This is a genomic window from Streptomyces sp. NC-S4 (assembly GCF_054353315.1).
Genome location: NZ_CM135937.1, coordinates 4367694 through 4388058 on the forward strand (window position 1 = coordinate 4367694; position 20365 = coordinate 4388058).

Genomic DNA, 20365 nt, shown 5'->3' on the forward strand with positions numbered 1-20365 from the left:
ACCGAGCACCGACCAAGGACCGGCCGAGGATTTCCGCAACGCCGATATCGGGAGAAAACGGTAGGAACGATCGGCTCCGCAAAGGATTCACCACCCCTGGTGCGTCACAGAGCGCGAGCCGCATTCCTATGATGGGCGCACGACATCACGGACCCTCCTCCCTGGAGGTCAGGAGGGTCCGCAGGTGTACGGCAGCGCGACGGTGGTGGAGGGGTCGATGACTCAGGGGGCCGGTCAGGGACCCGCGATGCGGACGGACACGCTGCGGGACTTCCGGGTTCCCGTCACCGAACCCGCCCTGTACGCCGCGGCCACGTCCACCGGGCTGCCCGGCGAGCCCCCGGTGTACGGCGAGTACCCGGCGTACTACGAGGACGCCACGCCGAACGTGCCCCCGCAGCCGGGCTACCCGCCGCAGGCGCCCGCGCACCGGCCGGCCGCGCCGCAGCCGCCCGCGCAGCAGCCCCCGTACCCCGACACGCGCATCCACGGGCACCCCGCCGCCGAACCGGCGCAGGCGACGCCCCAGGGCCGCGAGGAAGAGGACCCGGAGGGCTACACCCCGACCTACCGGGACCTGCCCGTCATCGGCCGCGGCGCACTCGGCGGCCCCGGCGACACCGTCCAGGTCCAGTACGTGCCCCAGGAGCAGGCCGCGGGCCCGGGCCCCCTCTACGTCGTCGGCGACGTCCACGGCTACCTCGACGAGCTCGTCACCGAACTCCACGCCCAGGGTCTGATCGACGCGGAGCGCCGCTGGTCCGCCGGCAACGCCCGGCTCTGGTTCCTCGGCGACTTCACCGACCGCGGCCCCGACGGCATCGGCGTGATCGACCTCGTCATGCGGCTGTCCGCCGAGGCCGCCGCCGCGGGCGGCTACTGCAAGGCCCTGATGGGCAATCACGAACTCCTGCTCATCGGCGCCAAGCGGTTCGGCGACACGCCGGTCGTCTCCGGTGCCGGCACCGCCACCTTCCAGGCGGCCTGGCTCCTCAACGGAGGCCAGCGCACCGACATGGAGCGCCTGCAGGACGTCCACCTGCAGTGGATGTCCCGCCTGGACGCGGCCGTCCTGGAGGAGGGCCATCTGCTGCTGCACTCCGACACCACGGCCTACCTCGACTACGGCGACTCCATCGAGGACGTCAACGACACCATCCACGAGCTGCTCAACCGCGGCGACGCCGACATCACCTGGGACCTCTTCCGCAAGTTCACCAAGCGGTTCGCCTTCCGCGACGAGGGCACCGGCCCGGCGGCCGTACGCGAACTCCTCGACACCTACGGCGGCAGCCGCGTCGTCCACGGGCACAGCCCCATCCCGTACCTGCTCGGCGAAGTGGGCACCGAGGACGGCGACGAGTCGCGCGGCCCCGAGGCCGTGGACGGCCCGCACGTGTACGCGGAAGGGCTCGCCATCGCGATGGACGGCGGCGTGACAATGGCGGGCAAACTGCTTGTCGTACAACTCCCCCTGAGCGACTGAGAGCTTACGGAGAGGGGTATTTCCGGAAAGCCCCTGTCACGGCGTGGCGTGGGCGCTCTACCATCGCTCTATCCGTAGCAGGCTCTCCTCCGTTTGTGCCGGCGCCCGGGTCTACGCGGGCATACCGGCTTCTACGGAGCATCGGGGGATGCACATGACCAGCGCTCCGCACCTGCTGACCGAAGACCGACCGGAGTTCGATCGGCTCGTCGACGAGGCGCTGCGCGCCGCGCACGAGCGGCCCGAACTCGCCACCCTCGGCGAACGGCTGAACGCCGAACAGCTGCGCACCATGGCGCAGGGTGCCAGCACGCTGCTCGCGGCGGCGGCCGCCGCCGAGTACGTCCACTACGTGAAGGTCCGCGAGGAACGGCGCGACGAGGCGCTGGCCCCACCCGGCACGGCGGGGGACGAGGACGACGCCCGGGGCAGCGGTGACGGCGCGGGCATCGGCGCCGTGGTCGCGGTCCTCGCGCCGGTCCTGGCGGGCACCGCCATGCTGATCTTCCTGCTCATCGGCTACATCCTGAAGACGATCGAGCCCGAACCGGCCTTCGCGGAAACCATGCTGACGGCGGGTTGGCTCTTCGGCGGGCTCACCGCGGCCGCCCTGCTCTTCGCCGTGATCGGACTGCTGGTGACGGCCGTCCGCAACAGCGCGACCGAGGTGGTGGCGGACGAGACGGAGGCGATACCCGACGAGGTCGCACGGGCCCGCGAGGCCTGGCGGCACGCCCTGCTGGAGCGCGGCATCATGCCCTTCCTGCGGGACGCTCTGGCCGATCCGAGCGCCGGCCCGGGCTTTCCCACCCCCCGCACCCCGGCGGCCGGACGCATCCCCAACCTGGGGTACAGCCGGCCCGACTTCACCAGTCCGGGATCCCCGTCCGAGAGCCCCCGGCCCGGATACACGCCTCCGGACTTCACGAGCCCGGACTTCGGCGGTCCGGAACACGACCCGGAGTGACGCCCGGTGCGGGGCCTCGGCGCCTCGCATCTGCCGGCCGCCCGGATACCGCCGGACTCGGCCGCCAGGCGGCGAGCGCGGCGGCTTCCGCGCGGTGCCGTAGGTGTCCGTCGTGTCCGCGATCAGGAAGCCGGACCAGTACATCTCGACGGAGCCCGCCCGCGGTACCGGCCGCGGCGCACCGCCAGCCCGCAGCAATGCCCGCCGCCCCGATCAACTGCGCACGATCCCGGCTCCGTTACGAGCCCGGGGGCAACGGCGCGGACGCGGGTGCTCGGGATACCGCGACGTCGGCCTTCGGCTTCCTGGAGCAAGCTGAACGACTGCCTGGCTGGCCGCGCCGCGCCGATGCCTCCAAGCCCGGAGGCATCGGCGCGGTCCCGGATGACGGCGACCGACCGACGGCTCCCGCCATGGCGCCGTCGGGCAGTCGCGTTCCTACGGGTCAGTCGGCCAGCGGCAGGTAGACGCGGTTGCCCGAGGCGGCGAACTCGGCGGACTTCTCCGCCATGCCCGCCTGGATCTCCTCCGCCTTGAGGTCGCCGCCGTGCTCCCGGCGGATGTCCTGCGAGATCTTCATCGAGCAGAACTTCGGACCGCACATGGAGCAGAAGTGCGCGGTCTTGGCCGGCTCCGCGGGGAGGGTCTCGTCGTGGAACTCGCGGGCCGTGTCCGGGTCGAGGGCCAGGTTGAACTGGTCCTCCCAGCGGAACTCGAACCGCGCGTCGGACAGGGCGTCGTCCCACTCCTGGGCGCCGGGGTGCCCCTTGGCCAGGTCCGCCGCGTGTGCCGCGATCTTGTACGTGATGACGCCGGTCTTGACGTCGTCACGGTTGGGCAGGCCCAGGTGCTCCTTGGGAGTGACGTAGCAGAGCATCGCGGTGCCCCACCAGGCGATCATCGCGGCGCCGATGCCCGAGGTGATGTGGTCGTACGCGGGCGCGACGTCCGTGGTCAGCGGGCCGAGCGTGTAGAACGGCGCCTCCTCGCAGATCTCCTGCTGGAGGTCGATGTTCTCCTTGATCTTGTGCATCGGGACGTGGCCCGGGCCCTCGATCATCGTCTGGACGTTGTGCCGCTTGGCGATGGTGTTCAGCTCACCCAGCGTCTTGAGCTCGGCGAACTGGGCCGCGTCGTTGGCGTCCGCGATCGAGCCGGGGCGCAGGCCGTCACCGAGGGAGTAGGTGACGTCGTACGTCGCGAGGATCTCGCAGAGCTCCTCGAAGTTCGTGTAGAGGAAGTTCTCCTTGTGGTGCGCCAGGCACCACGCGGCCATGATCGAGCCGCCGCGCGAGACGATGCCGGTCTTGCGGCGGGCGGTCAGCGGCACGTAGGGCAGCAGCACGCCGGCGTGGACCGTCATGTAGTCGACGCCCTGCTCGGCCTGCTCGATGACCGTGTCCTTGTAGATCTCCCAGGTCAGGTCCTCGGCCCTGCCGTCGACCTTCTCCAGCGCCTGGTAGAGCGGGACGGTGCCGATCGGGACGGGGGAGTTGCGCAGCACCCACTCGCGGGTGGTGTGGATGTTGCGACCGGTCGAGAGGTCCATGACCGTGTCGGCGCCCCACTTGGTCGCCCAGGTCATCTTGTCGACCTCCTCCTCGATGGAGGAGGTGACCGCGGAGTTGCCGATGTTGGCGTTGACCTTCACCAGGAACCGCTTGCCGATGATCATCGGCTCGATCTCGGGGTGGTTCACGTTCGCCGGCAGCACGGCGCGACCTGCGGCGATCTCCTCGCGGACGACCTCGGGGGAGACGTTCTCGCGGATCGCGACGTACTCCATCTCCGGGGTGATCTCGCCGCGGCGGGCGTACGCGAGCTGCGTGACGGCGGCGCCGCCACGACCGCGGCGGGGCTGGCGCGGGCGGCCCGGGAAGACCGCGTCGAGGTTCTTGAGGCCACCGCGCGGCGAGGTGTGCTTGATGCCGTCGTCCTCGGGGCGCACGGGGCGGCCCGCGTACTCCTCGGTGTCCCCGCGGCTGATGATCCAGTTCTCGCGCAGCGGCGCGAGGCCGCGGCGGACGTCGGTCTCGATCTGGGGGTCGGTGTACGGACCGGACGTGTCGTAGAGCGTCACGTCCTTGCCGTTGGTGAGGTGGACCTGGCGGACCGGCACCCGGAGGTCGGGGCGGGAGCCCGCCAGGTATCCCTTGTGCCAGCCCGGCTTGCGCTCGGTCGAGCCGTCGGCGTCCTGGCTGACGGCAGGCGTGCGTGCGTCCTGAATGGTCATGAGACCTGATCTCCCTACGCCGGCATTACCCGGTAACAGGTTCGGCGGTCGACGCAGCCTCTTCCCGCAGGCATCCGAGATGCCCGTACGGTGATCAGCGTCCTCTCAGCCCGGTGCTCCGAGCTCCCGCGTTGTGCAAAGGTGCCCCCACGCTAGCGTCATCCATGGCGTGCTGAACAGTGGGCCCCCTCATCTCTTGCGATGATCTGCTGGTGACGCCCTCGCCGCAGCCCCCCATCGAGCACACAGAGCCCCATGGCCACAACGGCCACGCGCATGCGGGCCCCGGACCGTCCGACGGGCACGTCGACAGACACTCCGACGGGCACTCCCACGATGGCTCGAAGGGCAGCTCGGACGGGCACCCCCCGAGTCCGCCCCACAACCACGGCCACGGCCACAGCCATGGCCACGGCCCGGCGGCCCCCGTCTCGAAGCACCTGCGCAAGGTCATCGCCGCCGTACTGATCCCCTTCGCCGTGGCCGTCTTCGTCGGGATGGCCGTGCTCTGGCCGGGCGGCGCCCCCGGCCACGAGCGCACGGGGGTGGGCTTCGACCGGCAGACGCAGCAGGGCGTGGTCACCTCGCTCGAACAGGTCGACTGCAAGTCCGTGAACGCCTCCCAGGTGCCGACGACCGCGGCTCCTTCCACTCCCGAGGGCCGCCAGGCGCAGGCCGAGCAGACCGGTGAGTGCAAGAAGGCCACCGTCGAGGTCACCAGCGGCCCGGACAAGGGCCGCACCTTCGTGGAGGTCGTCCAGCCCGGCGCGCCACGGCAGTTGGAGGACGGCCAGGAGGTGGTGGTGGCGTACGCGCCGGACGCCCCGCGCGACCTCCAGTACTCGGTGATCGACGTGAACCGCAAGCTCCCGATGGCGCTGCTGGCCGGCATCTTCGCGGTCGCGGTCGTCGTCGTCGGGCGGATGCGCGGGCTGTTCGCGCTGGTCGCGCTGGTGGTCAGCTTCGGCGTGCTGACCCTCTTCATCCTCCCGGCCATCCTGCAGGGTTCGAATCCGCTGGTCGTCGCGGTGGTCGGGGCGAGCGCCATCATGCTGATCGCGCTCTACATGTGCCACGGACTGACCGCCCGCACCTCCGTGGCCGTACTCGGCACGCTCGTCTCGCTGCTGCTGATCGGGCTGCTCGGCTCCGGCTTCATCGACTGGGCGTTCCTCAGCGGCAACACCGACGACAACACCGGGCTGATCCACGGGCTGTACCCGGACATCGACATGAGCGGTTTGCTGCTCGCAGGCGTGATCATCGGGTCGCTGGGCGTGCTCGACGACGTGACGGTCACCCAGACGTCGGCGGTGTGGGAACTGCACCACGCGGATCCCTCGATGGGGCCACGCTCTCTCTACCGCGCGGCCATCAGGATCGGCCGCGACCACATCGCGTCGGTGGTCAACACGCTGGTGCTGGCCTACGCGGGTGCCGCACTGCCACTGCTCCTGTTGTTCTCGATCGCGAACAGCAGCATGGGTTCGGTGGCCAACAGCGAGCTGGTGGCGGAGGAGATCGTACGGACCCTCGTGGGCTCGATCGGTCTGGTGGCCTCGGTCCCCGTGACAACGGCGCTGGCCGCGCTGGTGGTTTCTGCCGACCGGCCGGGATCCCCGGCCGGCGCCCCGGCCTCGGGGCCGGTCCGCGGCCGGGGCCGGCGGCGCAAGCGCTGAGCGGGCGGCGGACCGGCCGCGCGCTCGGCCGGACCAGCGGCCGGCCGATCGGAACAGCGGCCGCCCGACGGTCAGCCGGCGTTCTGTTCGTTCTGCTGCGATTCGGCGAGGATCTTGCCGAGGGCCTCGTCGAGGTTCTCCTCGAAGTCGCCCAGATTGCGCTCCTGTCCGAGCGGAACGATCCGGTCGGTGCGGTCGAGGAACGCGACGAGCGGCGCCGCGCTGGCGCGGAACAGGGCCCGGTCGCCGCCGACCTGCAGGCGGATGTGGACGTCGGACAGGTCCTCCGGGTGGGTGGGGGCGATGTGCACATCGCCGTCACCGCATGGCTTGTTGATGCCGTCGAGGAGGAGCTCCCGGCCGAACGCCCAGGTCACGGGCGCGTCTCCAGGAAGGTGGAAGGTCAGGCGGACCGCGTAGGGGTCGCGTGCGTCGTACCGGAGTTCCACCGGAATCCGGAACGAGAGCTCCTCGGAAACGAGGAAGCTCATCATGACCTCTGCCTGTACCGACTCGCGCATTGACTACCCCGCTGTAGTTGAAGTGGCCAGGAATGATCCCCCAGGACCCACTTGACAAGAGTGGTGGAAGCGGTAGCAGATCACAAGGAGTGAGTTTTCAGATACTGATAGAGAAGGAGAGGGTGCTCAACAGCGCGCCTACTTCACTCCGTAGCCGATCGACTACATAGAGCAATCTCTCCTCTTGGTGGAGAGGTAGAGAAATGGCCATGGTCGCGACCGTATCGCCTGCCGTAATGGGGATGGCGGCGCAGATCGTGCCGAGGGCATATTCCTGACGTTCGACCACCGGCTGCATTCGCCCCAGCGCCCCGATCCGGTTTTCCAGGGACCGCAGATCGCGGACGGTGTAGGGGGTGATGGCCTCGACCGGATGACGGTCGTAGTAGTCCTTGCGCGTCTTCTCGTCGAGTTGCCCGAGCAGGCACTGCCCGATGGCGTGCGCATGGCCGGTCTCACGGAAGTCGGCCCACTCCTCGCAGGCCGGGCTGGCCGGAGTGTCCGAGACACCCACGACCTCGATCTCACCCTCACGGTAGACCGCGAAGTAGACGGGGGCCCCGACCGTGTCACGGAAGTACGCGAGCGAGTCGAGGATCATGCTGCGACGTTTCTGCTGGAGTCCCCCACGGGCGAGCCGCTCCGCGGCCTCCCCCAGTACGAACACACCGCGCACCCTGCGCAGATAACCCTCGTGCGTCAGTGTGCGCAGCAGGTGGTACGCGGTGGGAAGCGGAAGCCCGGCCTCGCGCGCCAGCTGTTTCGCCGGGGCTCCCCCGCTATGGGACCCGGCCGCTTCGAGCAGCCTCAGCGCGCGCTGCACGGAACCGATCAGAGTCGGCACACCGGCGTTGTGAACCGGAGACAAAGCTCACCCCCAGGCGTGGCGGCGGGCCTTCGGGGAGGCCCGCCCTGCGGGGGCCGCCCCCGCGCGTGCCGTGGATCCTGGGGGTCGTACTCGGGCGGCTCGTCCACGTCGCCGCAGGTCAGGGCGGCGGATCGGAGCGGCGGTACCGGCTTTCGGTGTCCAGGGAACGGCATAGATTGCCACTCTATCCACCGATTCCGGGGATGTGAGCCGTTCAGCGCGTCATGTTCCCTCGCCTGGCTCAATCCCGGAGCCGACCGGACCGCTCCTGGCTACCACTGGCCGGAAGAGGTCTTCGAACCGCCGCCGCTGAACTTCTTCACGACGAAGACCAGGCCGCCGACGAGGCCGACGAAGAGGAGCAGCTTGAAGACGAACCCGATCAGCGCGCCCAGGATGCTGGTGATCACCCCGCCGAAGACGAAGAGGGCCAGCAGCGGAACCGCGACCCACTTAACCCACCAGGGCATGCCTGCGAATATCTCCCGGATGCCGTCCATGTCCTCGACCTCTTCCTCGTCCGTGACTTCGTCCGCTACTTCCTGCTCTCGATGCTAGGAGTCCAGGGCCCCGGATCGGGGTCCGCGAGCCCTCGGAGTCCCCTGATCCGCCCCTTAGGGGGATCGGGGCCGCGACCCTCATGCGGGCTGCGGGCGGGCTCCTCATCCCTCCGGCGGGGAGAACACCACCATCACCTTGAGGTCCTCGGTGATGTGGTGGAACTTGTGCGCGACACCCGCCGGCACGTAGACGACGCTGCCGCGGGCCACCGTCGTCGTCTCCTCCCCGACCGTGATCGAGGCCCGGCCGCTGACCACGAAGTACACCTCGTCCTGCCGGTGCGGCAGCTGCGGATCGGTCTGTCCGGCGTCGAGCGCGTAGAGCCCGACCGACATGTTCCGCTCGCGCAGGAACTGCAGATAGGCGCCGTCGTTCGCGGCCCGCTCCGCTTCGAGCTCGTCAAGCCGGAAGGCTTTCATCGTCGTTGTGCCCCTTGTACTCGATCGTTCCCTTGCATCCGCTGATCTGCGGATGTCCCACCGGGATCTTCTCTGCCACGATCAGACACATGACGAATTTCGTAGTCAAGACGCTCGCCAATGCGGCGGCCCTGGCCGTCGCCATCTGGCTGCTTTCCGGCATCACCCTCGACGACGGCAGCAGCACGGGCCGACGGGCGCTGACCCTGATCCTGGTCGCTCTGGTCTTCGGCCTGGTCAACCTGCTCGTCAAGCCGTTGGTGAAGCTGCTCTCGCTGCCGCTGTTCATCCTCACTCTCGGCCTTTTCACCCTTGTCGTGAACGCCCTGATGCTGCTGCTGACCTCGTGGCTGGCCTCGAAGCTCGACCTCAGTTTCCACGTCGACGGCTTCTGGACCGCGCTGCTCGGCGGCCTGATCATCTCCATCGTCTCCTGGGCCATGAACATGGTCCTGCCCGACAAGAACTGAACGGGCCTGCCATGTACCGCGTCTGCTTCGTCTGCACGGGCAACATATGCCGCTCCCCCATGGCCGAGTCGGTCTTCCGTGCCCACGTGGCGGCCGCCGGCCTCGACACCCTGGTCGAGGTGGACAGCGCGGGGACCGGCGGCTGGCACGAGGGGGACGGTGCCGATCCGCGCACCATCGCCGTCCTGGAGGCGGCCGGCTACGAGCAGGACCACCGCGCCCGCCTGTTCCGCTCCTCCTGGTTCGCCCGCCTGGACCTCGTCATCGCACTCGACGCCGGGCACCTGCGGGACCTGCGGGCACTGGCGCCCACTGCGCAGGACGCCGCCAAGGTGCGGCTGCTGCGGTCGTACGATCCGGCGGCCCCGGCCGCGGAGACCGACGTGCCGGATCCTTACTACGGGCCGCTCGACGGGTTCGAGGAGTGCCTGGAGCTGGTCGAGGCCGCAAGCCCCGGCCTGCTGGACGCCGTACGCGCCGCCGTGAAGGAGCACACCGCGTGAACGAATACGCCCCACTGGAGGCCGGATCGGCCCCGCTCGGCGACGGCACCCGGGCCGTGAGGGCCGGACTGCCCGAGGCCGTCAAGAACGAACCGCCGCTGCCCGGACCGGTCTTCGCGGCCCATTTCCACCTCCCCGGCGACGTCGAAGGCCCCTACGCCTACGGGCGCGACACCAACCCCACCTGGACGCTGCTGGAACGGGCGATCGGGGAACTGGAGGCCCCCGGCGAGGAGGTGCACACGATCGTCTTCGCCTCCGGCATGGCGGCGGTCTCCGCCGTCCTCCTCTCGCAGGCGCACACCGGCGACACCGTGGTCCTGCCCGACGACGGCTACCAGGCCCTGCCCCTGCTGCGCGAGCAGCTGGAGGCGTACGGGATCCACGTACGCACCGCTCCGACCGGCGACGACGCACAGCTCGCGGCCCTCGAAGGGGCCCGGCTGCTGTGGATCGAGACCCCTTCGAACCCCGGGCTCGACGTGTGCGACGTACGCCGCCTCGTGGACGCGGCACACGCCGGCCGGACCCTGGTCGCCGTCGACAACACCCTGGCCACCCCGCTCGGGCAGCGGCCCCTGGAGCTGGGGGCGGACTTCTCGGTGGCGAGCGGCACCAAGGGCCTCACCGGCCACGGCGACGTCCTGCTCGGGTACGTCGTCTGCCGCGATCCGGAGCTCGCCGCCCGCGTCCGGCGCTGGCGCAAGATCGTCGGAGCGATCCCGGGGCCCATGGAGGCCTGGCTCGCGCACCGCTCCCTCGCCACGATCCAGCTGCGCACTCATCGGCAGTGGACCAACGCGCTGGCCGTCGCCGAGGCGCTGACACATCGGACGGACGTGCGCGGGCTGCGCTACCCGGGGCTTCCCACGGACCGCTCCCACAAGACGGCCGCCCGGCAGATGCGGGGCTTCGGGTCGGTGGTCTCCTTCACCCTGCCCGACCGCGCGCACGCGGAGCGGTTCATGGCCGCCCTGCGCCTGGTCGAGGACGCCACGAGTTTCGGCGGGGTACGGTCCACCGCCGAGCGGCGCGGACGCTGGGGCGGCGACGCCGTGCCGGAGGGCTTCATCCGCTTCTCCGCCGGCGCCGAGGACACCGAGGACCTGGTCGCGGACGTGCTGCGCGCCCTGGACCACGCGGGCGCCAAGGCCTGAACCGGGAGCGTGCGTGGCCGTGCACAGCGGTCCGAGCCTCCCCCCTGGTGGCTCGGACCGCCCCGGGTTCCGCGCGCGAAGAACCACGCGACAAGGCTAGTTGACCGTGCGTCAGTGTCCAATCACGGTAACGACAGGGAGCTATCTGCATATTTATAGTTGAAGGCCCCCACCGAGAGGTGCAGCGATGGACCTGACCCTGCTGCGCACCTTCGTCGCCGTCCACCGGGCCGGCTCGTTCACGCGCGCGGCCACCTTGCTCGGACTGTCCCAGCCCGCCGTGACCTCGCAGATCCGCACCCTGGAACGCCAGTTGGGGCGCCCGCTGTTCCACCGCCGGGCCCGGGGCGTCACCCCCACCGCCGTCGGCGACGAGCTGGCCCACAAGGCCGCCCCGCACCTCGACGCCCTGCTGCGGATCGCCGAGGCCGGGCGGGAGGCCGCCGGCGCGTTACGCACCCTCCACGTCGCCGGGCCTCCCGAATTCCTGTGCCTGCGCGTGCTCCCCGCCCTCGCCCTCCTGGTCGGCCAGGGACACACCCTGCGCGCCGCCCCGCAGACCGATGCCGAGGCCACCCTCGACGGTCTCGCCGCCGGCCACCACGACCTCGTCGTCACCACCACCCACCCCCGGGGCGAGCTCTTCACCGCCACCGCACTGTGCGACGAGGAACACGTCCTGGTCGCCGCGCCCTACTGGGCCGCCCTCGTCGACACGGACCGGCTGCGCGAGGAGGGGACCGCCGCGCTGGACGGCATCCCGCTCGTCGAGGTCCACGAGCGCCTGCCCCTCGTCACCCGGTACTGGGCCGCCGTCTTCGATGCGCTGCCGGACGCCAGGTCCCTGGCCGCCACCGTGGTCGTACCCGACCTGCGGGCCGTACTGGAGTGCGTCCGGGCCGGCGCCGGTCTTGCCGTCCTGCCCCGCTACCTGTGCCAGGACGCCCTCGACAGCGGTCGGATCGTGGCCCTGGCGGAGCCCGCGGTGCCGCCGCTGCGCACCTGGTTCCTGGTCGTACGGACCGGGAGCCTGGCCCTCGCCCATCTCGCCCGGGCGCACGACCGGCTGCTGGATGCCGCGGTGCACTGGTGATCCCGCCCTTTTCCGGCCCGTGGCGCGTTTCAGAAGCGGAGTGGCGGGCCACTCTTCTCCCATGACCGAACGTCCCGTGGTCAAACGCACCGCCCGCGCGATCCTGCTCGACGGTGACGACCTGATCCTCATCAAACGCACCAGGCCCGGCGTCGATCCGTACTGGCTCACCCCCGGCGGCGGAGTGGAGCCCTCGGACCCCACCGTCGTCGACGCCCTCCACCGGGAAGTCCACGAAGAACTCGGCGCGAAGATCACCGATGTGGTGCCCTGCTTCGTCGACACCGTCGAGCACATCGCCGACAGGGGGGTGACCGGCGTGAAGGTGCAGCACTTCTTCGTCTGCCGCCTCGAATCGATGGACCCGAACCTCCGGCACGGCCCCGAGGTCGACGAGCCCGAGGGCGAGTACGAGATCGTCCGCGTGCCCTTCAGCCGGGTGGGCATCGCCGCCGTCCATCTCGTCCCGCTGTCCCTGCGGCACTATCTCGACGGCAATATCGAGGGTGTCCGGGCCATGCACGCTCCCGACCTGGGCTGAGGCCGGGCTGAGACCGGCGGGCTGCCTCCGGTCTCAGTCGGCGATGCCGGCCAGCTCCTCCACGGCGTCATGCCGGATCCGCTCGCCGGGGATGCCGATCCGCAGGAGCTCGTCCACTCCGTTGCGGATCATCGCGGGCGGGCCGGAGATGAAGGCGTCGTACGACCTCCACGGCCCGTGTTCGCCCACCGCGTGCGGCAGCTGTCCGGCCAGCCCGTCGCCGACCACCGGGCGCACCGACAGCCACGGGTGTGAGCGCTGGAGCCCCAGCAGCGTGTCCTTGTCGTAGAGGTCGCTGTCGCTGCGGGCCCCGAAGAACACCTCGACCGGGCGCCGCTCGCCGTGCTCGGCCACGTCCTCGATCAGTGCCTTGATGGGAGCGATCCCGGTGCCCCCGCCCAGGCACAGCATGCCGTTGTCCGTGGTGTGGTCCACCACCATCGACCCGGCCGGCGGTCCCAGGCGCAGTACGTCCCCCGGGCGGGCGTGGCGCACCAGCGCGTTGGAGACCCAGCCCGCGGGGACGGCCTTGACGTGGAAGGACAGCAGCCCGTCGGCCCGCGGCGCCGAGGCGAAGGAGTAGTGCCGCCACACCCGCGGCCACCACGGGGTCTCCAGGCTCGCGTACTGGCCTGCGACGAAGGCGTAGGGCTGGTCGGGGCGGACCGTCAGTACCGCGATGTCCGGGGTCCGCAGATCGTGGGAGACCACTTCGGCGTGCCACCACGGCGGGGTCTTGGCCTCTTCCTCCGCCGCCGCGTCGATCATGATCTGGGAGATCGCGGTGTACGCCCGCACCCAGGCGGCCTGTGTCCCGGGCCCCCAGCTGTCCCGCGCGTACCGGGACAGTGCCCCGACGAGGGCCTCACCCACCGCCGGATAATGACCGGCCATCGTGCCGTACTTGCGGTGCCCGGCGCCCAAGCGGCGCAGATAGGGAACGAGGACGGCGGGATTGTCGATGTGCTCGGCGGCGGTCAGCAGTGCCTTCAGCAGCCGGTCCCGCTGTACGTCCATGGCGGCGGGGAACATGCCGCGCACTTCCGGATGCCCGGTGAACACCAGAGCGTAGAAGTACGAGGTCACCTTGTCGGCGACGGGGGCGATCTCCGCGAGGGTCCGGCGGATGAGTACGGCATCCGGTGAGGGCTCGATCGCACTGCCCTCGCCGGATATCCGGGCCGATTCGCGTCTGTCCGATCTGGTGGGCGGAGCGTCCATGCGGTGCCTCGCTTCGAGCATCTCGGTCGGTCTGCACACGCCACGGCCAGTGAATCCGTGGTTCCGGGTTTCACAGCGTGCCAGCCGACTCTGAGGCCTGCGGGGAAATGCAGAAAATCCGCGATTCGAACCCCCTTTCCTCCTAAGATGCGTCAACTCCCGGGCGCGTCAGCCCTACGAGCTGGTATGCGTCCCGAAGGTCCCGGCCCTCGTAGACATGGGTGGCACGTTCCGCGAGATAGGGCCTCGCATTCACCGCGACCGAGACCGGCACCACCTCGAAGAGCATCGCGTCGGTCACCGAATCCCCGTACGCGACGCAGTCGGCCCGGCTGACTCCGAACTGCGCACAGAGCCGGTCCGCCACCCCGACCTTGCCCTCGGGTGTCAGGATCCCGGACTCCTCCACGGGACGGGTGAACGGCACCTCCGGGAAGACCGAGCCGTGCGCGGCATGCGCACCCCACTCCAGCAGCAGTTCCACGAAGAACGACGGTGACAGGGAGATCACCGCGCAGTAGTCCCCGCGTTCCCTGATCTCCTGCCACACGTCCCGGATCCCCGCGAGCCAGGGAGCCCCGTCGAATGCCGCCCGGACGTGCGCGGGCGTCAGATCGGCCCAGAGGGCGTGGGCGGCCACGGAGAACTGGTGCGGCCCCATCTTCTGCGCGCCGAAGGCGCGTTCCAGCTCGGCGATCTCGGCGCTCAGCCCGAGTTGGCGGGAGATCTCGACCGGCGCTGCCGATCCGTACATCAGCGTTCCGTCGAGGTCGAAGAGGTGCAGAAGGGTCATGGCCAACGAGGCTAGTCGGTCCGTTTCACGTGAAACACCGTGTTTCACGTGAAACATCGACCGGCGGCCCGTACCGGGGGACCTGGTGTTTCACGTGAAACATCCGACCCCAAACCCTCTGGACGGCTCCCAGTCCATGATCCAGTCTGGGCCAGGTGACACCACCACACCTCACCGATCTACCGATCCGGGCGCTGACCGTGGACGATCTCCGCCGCTGCGCCGACCTGTCCGAAGATCGCGGATGGCTCCGCGAGGACCACAAGTGGCGTCTGCTCCTCGCCGCCGGAAACGGCTACGGCGTCGATGCCCCGGACGGCCGGGGGCTCGCGGCCGCCTGCGTCGTCACCCACTACGGCGACACCCATGCCGGACCGGAGCTCGCCGCCATCGGGATGGTTCTCGTGGCCGACCGCTTCGCCCGCCAGGGCCTGGGCCGCCGCCTGATGACGCATGTCTGCGACGACGTGCTCGAGGGCATCCCCCTCACCCTGCACGCCACTCCCTACGGGCGCCCCCTCTACGAAGAGCTGGGCTTCGAGACCACCGGCCGCGCCGAAATGCTGACGGGCACCTTCCGGCACGAGGACACCCCCCGCACGTACGGCACATCCCGAGTCCGGCCGGCGACCGCCGAGGACCTCCCCCGCATCCTGCGGCTGGACGCAGAGGTCTTCGGCACCGACCGCACGCACATGATCACCCGGCTGCCCGCCTTCGCCGACCGGCTCGTCGTCGCCGAGGACCGCTCCGAAGACGGCGCACTCACCGGCTACGCCGCAGCCTGGCCCAATATGCACACCCAGGTCATCGGCCCGCTCATCGCCCACGACACCGCGACCGCCCAGTCACTGGTCACCGCGCTCGCGCTCAGCACCGACCGGGTGCTGCGCACCGATGTCGACGTACGGCACGAGGAACTCCTCGTTTGGCTCAAGGACCGGGGCCTTGCCTCAGTGGCCTTCAACGCCGTCATGACCCGGGGCATCCCCGGCCTGCCCGGAGACTGGACCCGCCGGTGGGCGCCGCTCACCGTGGCCGCGGGCTGAGAGGAGAACACACCATGACCGACACCCCCGAACTGACGATCCGGCCTGCCACCGAGGCCGACGTGCCCGCCATCGTCGCCATGCTGGCCGACGACCCGCTCGGCGCCGCCCGCGAGTCCCCGGACGACCTCGCTCCGTACCTCGCAGCCCTGAAGCGCCTCACGGACGACCCGAACCAGCACCTGGTCGTCGCCGTCCGCGCCGGCCGCGTCGTGGGTACCCTCCAGCTGACGATCGTCCCGGGACTCTCCCGCAAGGGGGCCACCCGTTCCATCATCGAGGGCGTCCGCGTACACGCCGACGAACGCGGCGGCGGTCTGGGCACCCGGTTCATCGAATGGGCCGTCGAGAAGTCCCGGGCCGAGAACTGCGCTCTGGTGCAGCTGACTTCGGACGTGACCCGCACCGATGCGCACCGGTTCTACGAACGACTCGGGTTCACCGCGTCGCACGTCGGGTTCAAGCTCCAGCTCTGACGGGCGTTCCGGCACGCCGGGTCGCCGTGTCGGCGGCCCGGCCTACGATCGGGAGGATGAGCCTCCCTCTCGTCACCACCGCCGAGCGACGCCACCGGCTCGGCCGACGCCACCGTCTGGCTCCGTCGGCCCGCGCCGCGACCGTCGCGCAGACGGCGGACTCCGTCGTCGCCCTGCACGCCACCGACGCCGCGACCGTCTTCCTGTCGGCGCGGGCCCGGCTCGCCGAAGGCGGCCCGGACGTGGTCGAGCGGGCGCTCTACGAGGACGTGAGCCTCGTACGCCTGCTCAGCATGCGCAACACGCTCTTCGCGGTCTCCGCCGAACTCGCCCCGCACGTCGACGCCTCCACCGCCCGCGCGATCGCCGTGAAGGAGCGCCGCACCCTCCTCAAGCACCTCGACGAGGACGGACAGGGGCTCGACGCCACGTGGCTCGCCGACGCGGAGGCCGCCGCACTCGACGCACTCGACGCCCACGGCCCCTCCACCGGCAGCCAGCTGTCCGCGGCCGTACCCGCGCTGCGCCAGAAGATCACCATCAGCCGCGGCAAGAAGTACGAGACCGAGCAGGGTGTAGCCACCCGGGTCATCCGGCTGCTCGCCGCCGACGGCCGGATCCGCCGTGACCGACCACGCGGCTCATGGACCTCCAGCCAGTACCGCTGGGTCCACACCGAGCCCTGGCCCGCCGTACCCGCCGCCGAGGCACGCACCGAGATCGCCCGCCGATGGCTGCGCGCGTACGGTCCCGCCACCGAGGCCGACCTCAAGTGGTGGACGGGCTGGACCCTCACGGACGTCCGCAAGGCACTCGCCGCCGCGGGCTCCGACCAGGTCCGCCTGGAGGACGGCAGCAACGCCCTGGTCAGCCCCGGGGACACCGGGCCCGAACCGGCTCCGGAGCCCTGGGCGGCGCTGCTGCCCGGCCTCGACCCCACCGGCATGGGCTGGGCCGACCGTGCTTTCCACCTCGACCCTGCCCACAGGAGCGCTCTGTTCGACTACGCCGGCAACATCGGCCCCACCGTGTGGTGGAACGGCGAGATCGTCGGAGGCTGGGCACAGCGCTCCGACGGCGAGATCGTCTGGCGGCTGCTGGGCAGCCCCGGCCGAGCCGCCGAGCAGGCGATCACCGCCGAAGCCGCGCGGCTCGCCGCCTGGGTGGGAGAGGCCCGGATCACCCCGCGCTTCCGTACTCCGCTGGAGCGGGAACTCGTCGCCTGATCCGGCACGGAGCCGGACCCGGTCTGTCAGCCGATGCCCCGCCAGCCCTGCGGGTCCACCCCGCCGGGCACCGGGGCATCGGCGTCGTAGGGCTCCCGGGTGAACACGAAGGACGCCAGGTCGAGATGGCTCACCGAGCCGTCCGCACGGCGCACCGCCCGCAGCGTCTCACCTGCGTAGTAGCCGAAGAGCCCGGTCCAGCTGCCGTCCGGCTCCGCCCGGAAGCGAGATGTGCGCCCGCTCGCGCCCACCGGCCCAAGTTCCAGGAGACCGTCCGCGGTCAGGCGCACCACGTGGGCCGAAGTGCCCCAGTACCAGGGGCCGCACAGTTCGAGCGGCACGTGGTCCGACTCCAGGAACGGCCTCCAGGGCCGCGGGAAACGCGGTTCGGCGTCCGCCACGATCCCCACGAGATCCGCGGCCACGGCCGAGGCCGGAAGTCCCGAGGTGCAGTTCGCCAGCACCACCGCCGCCACGTCGTCCGCCTCGCTCAGCCACAGCCCCGCCACGAAGCCGGGCAGCGATCCGCTGTGCCCCGCGAGCCTGCGTGCGCCGACGGCCATCAGCTGCATGCCCAGCCCGTAGCCCAGCTCGGCGAGACCGGGCTCCGGGGGCGCGGCCGCCGTCCGCATCTCCCGTACGGACTCGGCGCACAGGACGCGCTCGTCACCGCGCAGAAGGAAGTCGGCGAACCGGGCCAGGTCCCGGGTCGTGGACCACAGCCGACCGGCCGCGGCCATCAGCCCCAGGTCCTCCAGCGGTTCGGGCATCATCACGTCCGCCCAGGGATGCACCGCCCAGCCGCCGGCGTGCGGGGCCCGCGGGTGTCCGCTCGTGCGCTCCAGCCCCAGCGGCTCCAGCACTTCGGTCCGCAGCACCTCTTCCCAGGGCCTGCCGCGCACCGCCTCCACCAGTGAACCCAGCAGGGTGTAACCGGGGTTGGAGTAGTGGTGCCTGGTTCCCGGCACCAGCTTGAACGGCTCCTCCCCCAGGACGTCGCCCAGCTCGGGACGCTGCTCACCGGGCGTGCGCTCCCACCACTCGCCGGGCGTCTCCGCGGCCAACCCGCCGGTGTGGGAGAGCAATTGGGCGATGGTCGCCCGACCGGCGCCGGTCCCCGGCAGGTGCTTCTCCAGTGGATCGGCGAGCGAGACGAGGCCCTCGTCCCGCAGCCGCATCACGAGGACCGCCGTGAACGTCTTGGTGATCGAACCGATCCGGTACTGGACGTCGCCGTCCGGGCCGTGTCCCTCGACCGAGGTCCGGGAGCCCTCCCAGACCACCTCCCCGCCCCGCAGGACGGCCGCCACCACGGAAGGAGCCCGCCCTTCGCTCTGTGCGACGGCGATCCGGTGCCTCAGCGCGCGCCGGGTGGCAGGGAGAAGTTCCAGGTCTTCAGCAGACTCATCCATGATCGGATGCTACGTGTTGGCCATGTCCACGAAGCGCGAGTAGTGGCCCTGGAAGGCCACCGTGATGGTGGCCGTGGGGCCGTTACGGTGCTTCGCCACGATCAGGTCCGCCTCACCCGCGCGGGGGGACTCCTTCTCGTACGCGTCCTCGCGGTGCAGCAGGATCACCATGTCGGCGTCCTGCTCGATGGAACCCGACTCACGCAGGTCGGAGACCATCGGCTTCTTGTCGGTGCGCTGTTCCGGACCACGGTTCAGCTGGGAGAGGGCGATCACGGGGACCTCCAGCTCCTTGGCCAGCAGCTTGAGGTTTCGGGACATGTCCGAAACTTCCTGCTGACGGCTCTCGGGGCGGCGCGAACCGCCCGACTGCATCAGCTGGAGGTAGTCGATGACCACGAGCGAGAGGTCGTTGCGCTGCTTGAGCCGGCGGCACTTGGCCCGGATCTCCATCATCGACAGGTTGGGGGAGTCGTCGATGTAGAGCGGGGCGGCGGAGACGTCCGGCATCCGGCGGGCGAGCCGGGTCCAGTCGTCGTCCGTCATCGTGCCCGAGCGCATGTGGTGGAGCGCGACCCGGGCCTCCGCCGAGAGGAGGCGCATGGCGATCTCGTTGCGCCCCATTTCGAGGGAGAAGATCACGCTCGGCAGGTTGCTCTTGATGGAGCACGCCCGGGCGAAGTCCAGGGCGAGGGTGGACTTGCCCATGGCGGGACGGGCGGCGATGACGATCATCTGGCCCGGGTGCAGGCCGTTGGTCAGCGAGTCGAGGTCCGTGAAGCCGGTGGGTACACCCGACATCTGGCCGCTGCGGGAGCCGATCGCCTCGATCTCGTCGAGGGCGCCCTCCATGATGTCGCCGAGCGGCAGGTAGTCCTCGGAGGTCCGCTGCTCGGTGACGGCGTAGATCTCGGCCTGGGCGCTGTTGACGATCTCGTCGACGTCACCGTCGGCCGCGTAGCCCATCTGCGTGATCTTCGTGCCGGCGGCGACCAGACGGCGCAGCACGGCCCGCTCGTGGACGATCTCCGCGTAGTACTCGGCGTTCGCCGCGGTCGGCACGGACTGGACCAGGGTGTGCAGGTACGAGGCCCCGCCCACCTTGCTGATCTCGCCGCGCCGGGTGAGCTCGGCGCCGATGGTGATCGGGTCGGCCGGCTCGCCCTTGGCGTACAGGTCGAGGATGGCCTGGTAGATCGTCTCGTGCGAGGGCCGGTAGAAGTCGTGGCCCTTGAGGACCTCGACCACATCCGCGATGGCGTCCTTGGACAGCAGCATGCCGCCGAGCACCGACTGCTCGGCGTCGAGGTCCTGGGGAGGGACGCGCTCGAAGCCGCCGCCACCGCCGGAGTCCCAGGAGCCGCCCTCGCGCCCTCGGTCGTGCTGTTCGTCCCCGCGGCCGCGGCCTTCGCTGTTACGGCGCGGACGGGCGGGCAGACGGTCACCCGGACCGCTGTCGGCCCAGGGGTCGTCCATGGGCTCGGGCATGCTCACCGGGCCGCCTCCTCCCGTCCGCAACGCGGACCTCGCCGTGTCACTCTTTCTACGACACGGCTCTGACATTTGGGGCACCCGAATCCACTGTCGGCGGGTCGGGCAACGCACCACGGTAGGCCCGAGAGCGGCGTCAGCCAATCTTGTTATCCACAGGCTGTGTGGATGACATGTGGATGACGGCGCCAATGCTGTG

General features: G+C 70.5%; 20 protein-coding genes. 11 read left to right on the forward strand and 9 right to left on the reverse strand.

The window, feature by feature from the left end:
• The first annotated feature begins 217 nt into the window (after positions 1 to 217).
• Both ACXNSR_RS19465 and ACXNSR_RS19470 read left to right on the forward strand, forming a co-directional pair.
• Positions 218 to 1486 carry a metallophosphoesterase gene (locus ACXNSR_RS19465; protein WP_458636834.1) on the forward strand — a complete coding sequence of 423 codons (1269 nt, stop codon included), beginning with the start codon at positions 218 to 220 and terminating at the stop codon, positions 1484 to 1486.
• Between the two features lie 148 nt (positions 1487 to 1634).
• Complete coding sequence (locus ACXNSR_RS19470) at positions 1635 to 2453, forward strand: hypothetical protein (RefSeq protein WP_458636835.1); 819 nt, start codon at positions 1635 to 1637, stop codon at positions 2451 to 2453.
• A gap of 445 nt (positions 2454 to 2898) precedes the next feature.
• Here the strand turns inward: ACXNSR_RS19470 and thiC are convergent, their stop codons facing one another.
• A complete protein-coding gene (gene thiC / locus ACXNSR_RS19475; RefSeq protein WP_458636836.1) occupies positions 2899 to 4686 on the reverse strand; it encodes a phosphomethylpyrimidine synthase ThiC in 1788 nt (595 codons plus the stop codon).
• Between the two features lie 212 nt (positions 4687 to 4898).
• Between thiC and ACXNSR_RS19480 the strand changes: the two genes are divergently transcribed.
• On the forward strand, positions 4899 to 6365 hold the full coding sequence (locus ACXNSR_RS19480; RefSeq protein WP_458636837.1) for a YibE/F family protein: 1467 nt from the start codon (positions 4899 to 4901) through the stop codon (positions 6363 to 6365).
• 71 nt (positions 6366 to 6436) lie between these two features.
• Here the strand turns inward: ACXNSR_RS19480 and ACXNSR_RS19485 are convergent, their stop codons facing one another.
• From ACXNSR_RS19485 to ACXNSR_RS19500, 4 genes are all read right to left on the reverse strand, one after another.
• Positions 6437 to 6886, reverse strand: coding sequence for an SsgA family sporulation/cell division regulator (locus ACXNSR_RS19485; RefSeq protein WP_030008369.1), 450 nt, complete (start codon positions 6884 to 6886; stop codon positions 6437 to 6439).
• 97 nt (positions 6887 to 6983) lie between these two features.
• A complete protein-coding gene (locus ACXNSR_RS19490) occupies positions 6984 to 7730 on the reverse strand; it encodes an IclR family transcriptional regulator (protein WP_458636838.1) in 747 nt (248 codons plus the stop codon).
• A gap of 296 nt (positions 7731 to 8026) precedes the next feature.
• Positions 8027 to 8254, reverse strand: a complete 228-nt coding sequence (locus ACXNSR_RS19495) for a DUF5326 family protein (protein WP_458636839.1) — start codon at positions 8252 to 8254, stop codon at positions 8027 to 8029.
• Positions 8255 to 8416: 162 nt separating this feature from the next.
• Positions 8417 to 8734, reverse strand: a complete 318-nt coding sequence (locus ACXNSR_RS19500) for a cupin domain-containing protein (RefSeq protein WP_150258223.1) — start codon at positions 8732 to 8734, stop codon at positions 8417 to 8419.
• 89 nt (positions 8735 to 8823) lie between these two features.
• On the opposite strand from ACXNSR_RS19500, the gene ACXNSR_RS19505 reads away from it, so the two are divergent.
• The 5 genes from ACXNSR_RS19505 to ACXNSR_RS19525 all read left to right on the forward strand — a co-directional run bounded on the left by ACXNSR_RS19505 (position 8824) and on the right by ACXNSR_RS19525 (position 12498).
• Positions 8824 to 9204, forward strand: a complete 381-nt coding sequence (locus ACXNSR_RS19505) for a phage holin family protein (protein ID WP_030713863.1) — start codon at positions 8824 to 8826, stop codon at positions 9202 to 9204.
• 11 nt (positions 9205 to 9215) lie between these two features.
• Positions 9216 to 9707 (forward strand): low molecular weight protein-tyrosine-phosphatase, encoded by a 492-nt coding sequence (locus ACXNSR_RS19510; RefSeq protein ID WP_458636840.1) that lies wholly within the window; start codon positions 9216 to 9218, stop codon positions 9705 to 9707.
• A complete protein-coding gene (locus tag ACXNSR_RS19515; protein WP_458636841.1) occupies positions 9704 to 10864 on the forward strand; it encodes a cystathionine gamma-lyase in 1161 nt (386 codons plus the stop codon). Before ACXNSR_RS19510 ends, ACXNSR_RS19515 begins: the two co-directional genes overlap by 4 nt.
• A gap of 187 nt (positions 10865 to 11051) precedes the next feature.
• Positions 11052 to 11957 carry a LysR family transcriptional regulator gene (locus tag ACXNSR_RS19520; RefSeq protein WP_458636842.1) on the forward strand — a complete coding sequence of 302 codons (906 nt, stop codon included), beginning with the start codon at positions 11052 to 11054 and terminating at the stop codon, positions 11955 to 11957.
• A 61-nt stretch (positions 11958 to 12018) separates the two neighbouring features.
• The gene (locus tag ACXNSR_RS19525) at positions 12019 to 12498 is read left to right on the forward strand and encodes an NUDIX domain-containing protein (protein ID WP_189737920.1); all 480 of its coding nucleotides are present in this window, start codon (positions 12019 to 12021) and stop codon (positions 12496 to 12498) included.
• A 33-nt stretch (positions 12499 to 12531) separates the two neighbouring features.
• Here ACXNSR_RS19525 and ACXNSR_RS19530 read toward each other — a convergent pair whose 3' ends face one another.
• Positions 12532 to 13740 (reverse strand): globin domain-containing protein, encoded by a 1209-nt coding sequence (locus tag ACXNSR_RS19530; protein ID WP_458636843.1) that lies wholly within the window; start codon positions 13738 to 13740, stop codon positions 12532 to 12534.
• 121 nt (positions 13741 to 13861) lie between these two features.
• Positions 13862 to 14512: an HAD family hydrolase gene (locus ACXNSR_RS19535; protein WP_458636844.1), complete on the reverse strand. Its 651-nt coding sequence runs from the start codon at positions 14510 to 14512 to the stop codon at positions 13862 to 13864.
• A 155-nt stretch (positions 14513 to 14667) separates the two neighbouring features.
• Between ACXNSR_RS19535 and ACXNSR_RS19540 the strand changes: the two genes are divergently transcribed.
• The 3 genes from ACXNSR_RS19540 to ACXNSR_RS19550 are packed head-to-tail and all read left to right on the forward strand — an operon-like array spanning position 14668 to position 17263.
• A complete protein-coding gene (locus tag ACXNSR_RS19540) occupies positions 14668 to 15561 on the forward strand; it encodes a GNAT family N-acetyltransferase (RefSeq protein ID WP_458636845.1) in 894 nt (297 codons plus the stop codon).
• Between the two features lie 14 nt (positions 15562 to 15575).
• Complete coding sequence (locus ACXNSR_RS19545; RefSeq protein WP_458636846.1) at positions 15576 to 16037, forward strand: N-acetyltransferase family protein; 462 nt, start codon at positions 15576 to 15578, stop codon at positions 16035 to 16037.
• A gap of 56 nt (positions 16038 to 16093) precedes the next feature.
• Positions 16094 to 17263 carry a winged helix DNA-binding domain-containing protein gene (locus ACXNSR_RS19550; RefSeq protein ID WP_458636847.1) on the forward strand — a complete coding sequence of 390 codons (1170 nt, stop codon included), beginning with the start codon at positions 16094 to 16096 and terminating at the stop codon, positions 17261 to 17263.
• A 26-nt stretch (positions 17264 to 17289) separates the two neighbouring features.
• Here the strand turns inward: ACXNSR_RS19550 and ACXNSR_RS19555 are convergent, their stop codons facing one another.
• A complete protein-coding gene (locus tag ACXNSR_RS19555; protein ID WP_458636848.1) occupies positions 17290 to 18675 on the reverse strand; it encodes a serine hydrolase domain-containing protein in 1386 nt (461 codons plus the stop codon).
• Positions 18676 to 18684: 9 nt separating this feature from the next.
• Positions 18685 to 20151, reverse strand: coding sequence for a replicative DNA helicase (gene dnaB / locus ACXNSR_RS19560; protein ID WP_109779476.1), 1467 nt, complete (start codon positions 20149 to 20151; stop codon positions 18685 to 18687).
• Positions 20152 to 20365: the final 214 nt, after the last annotated feature.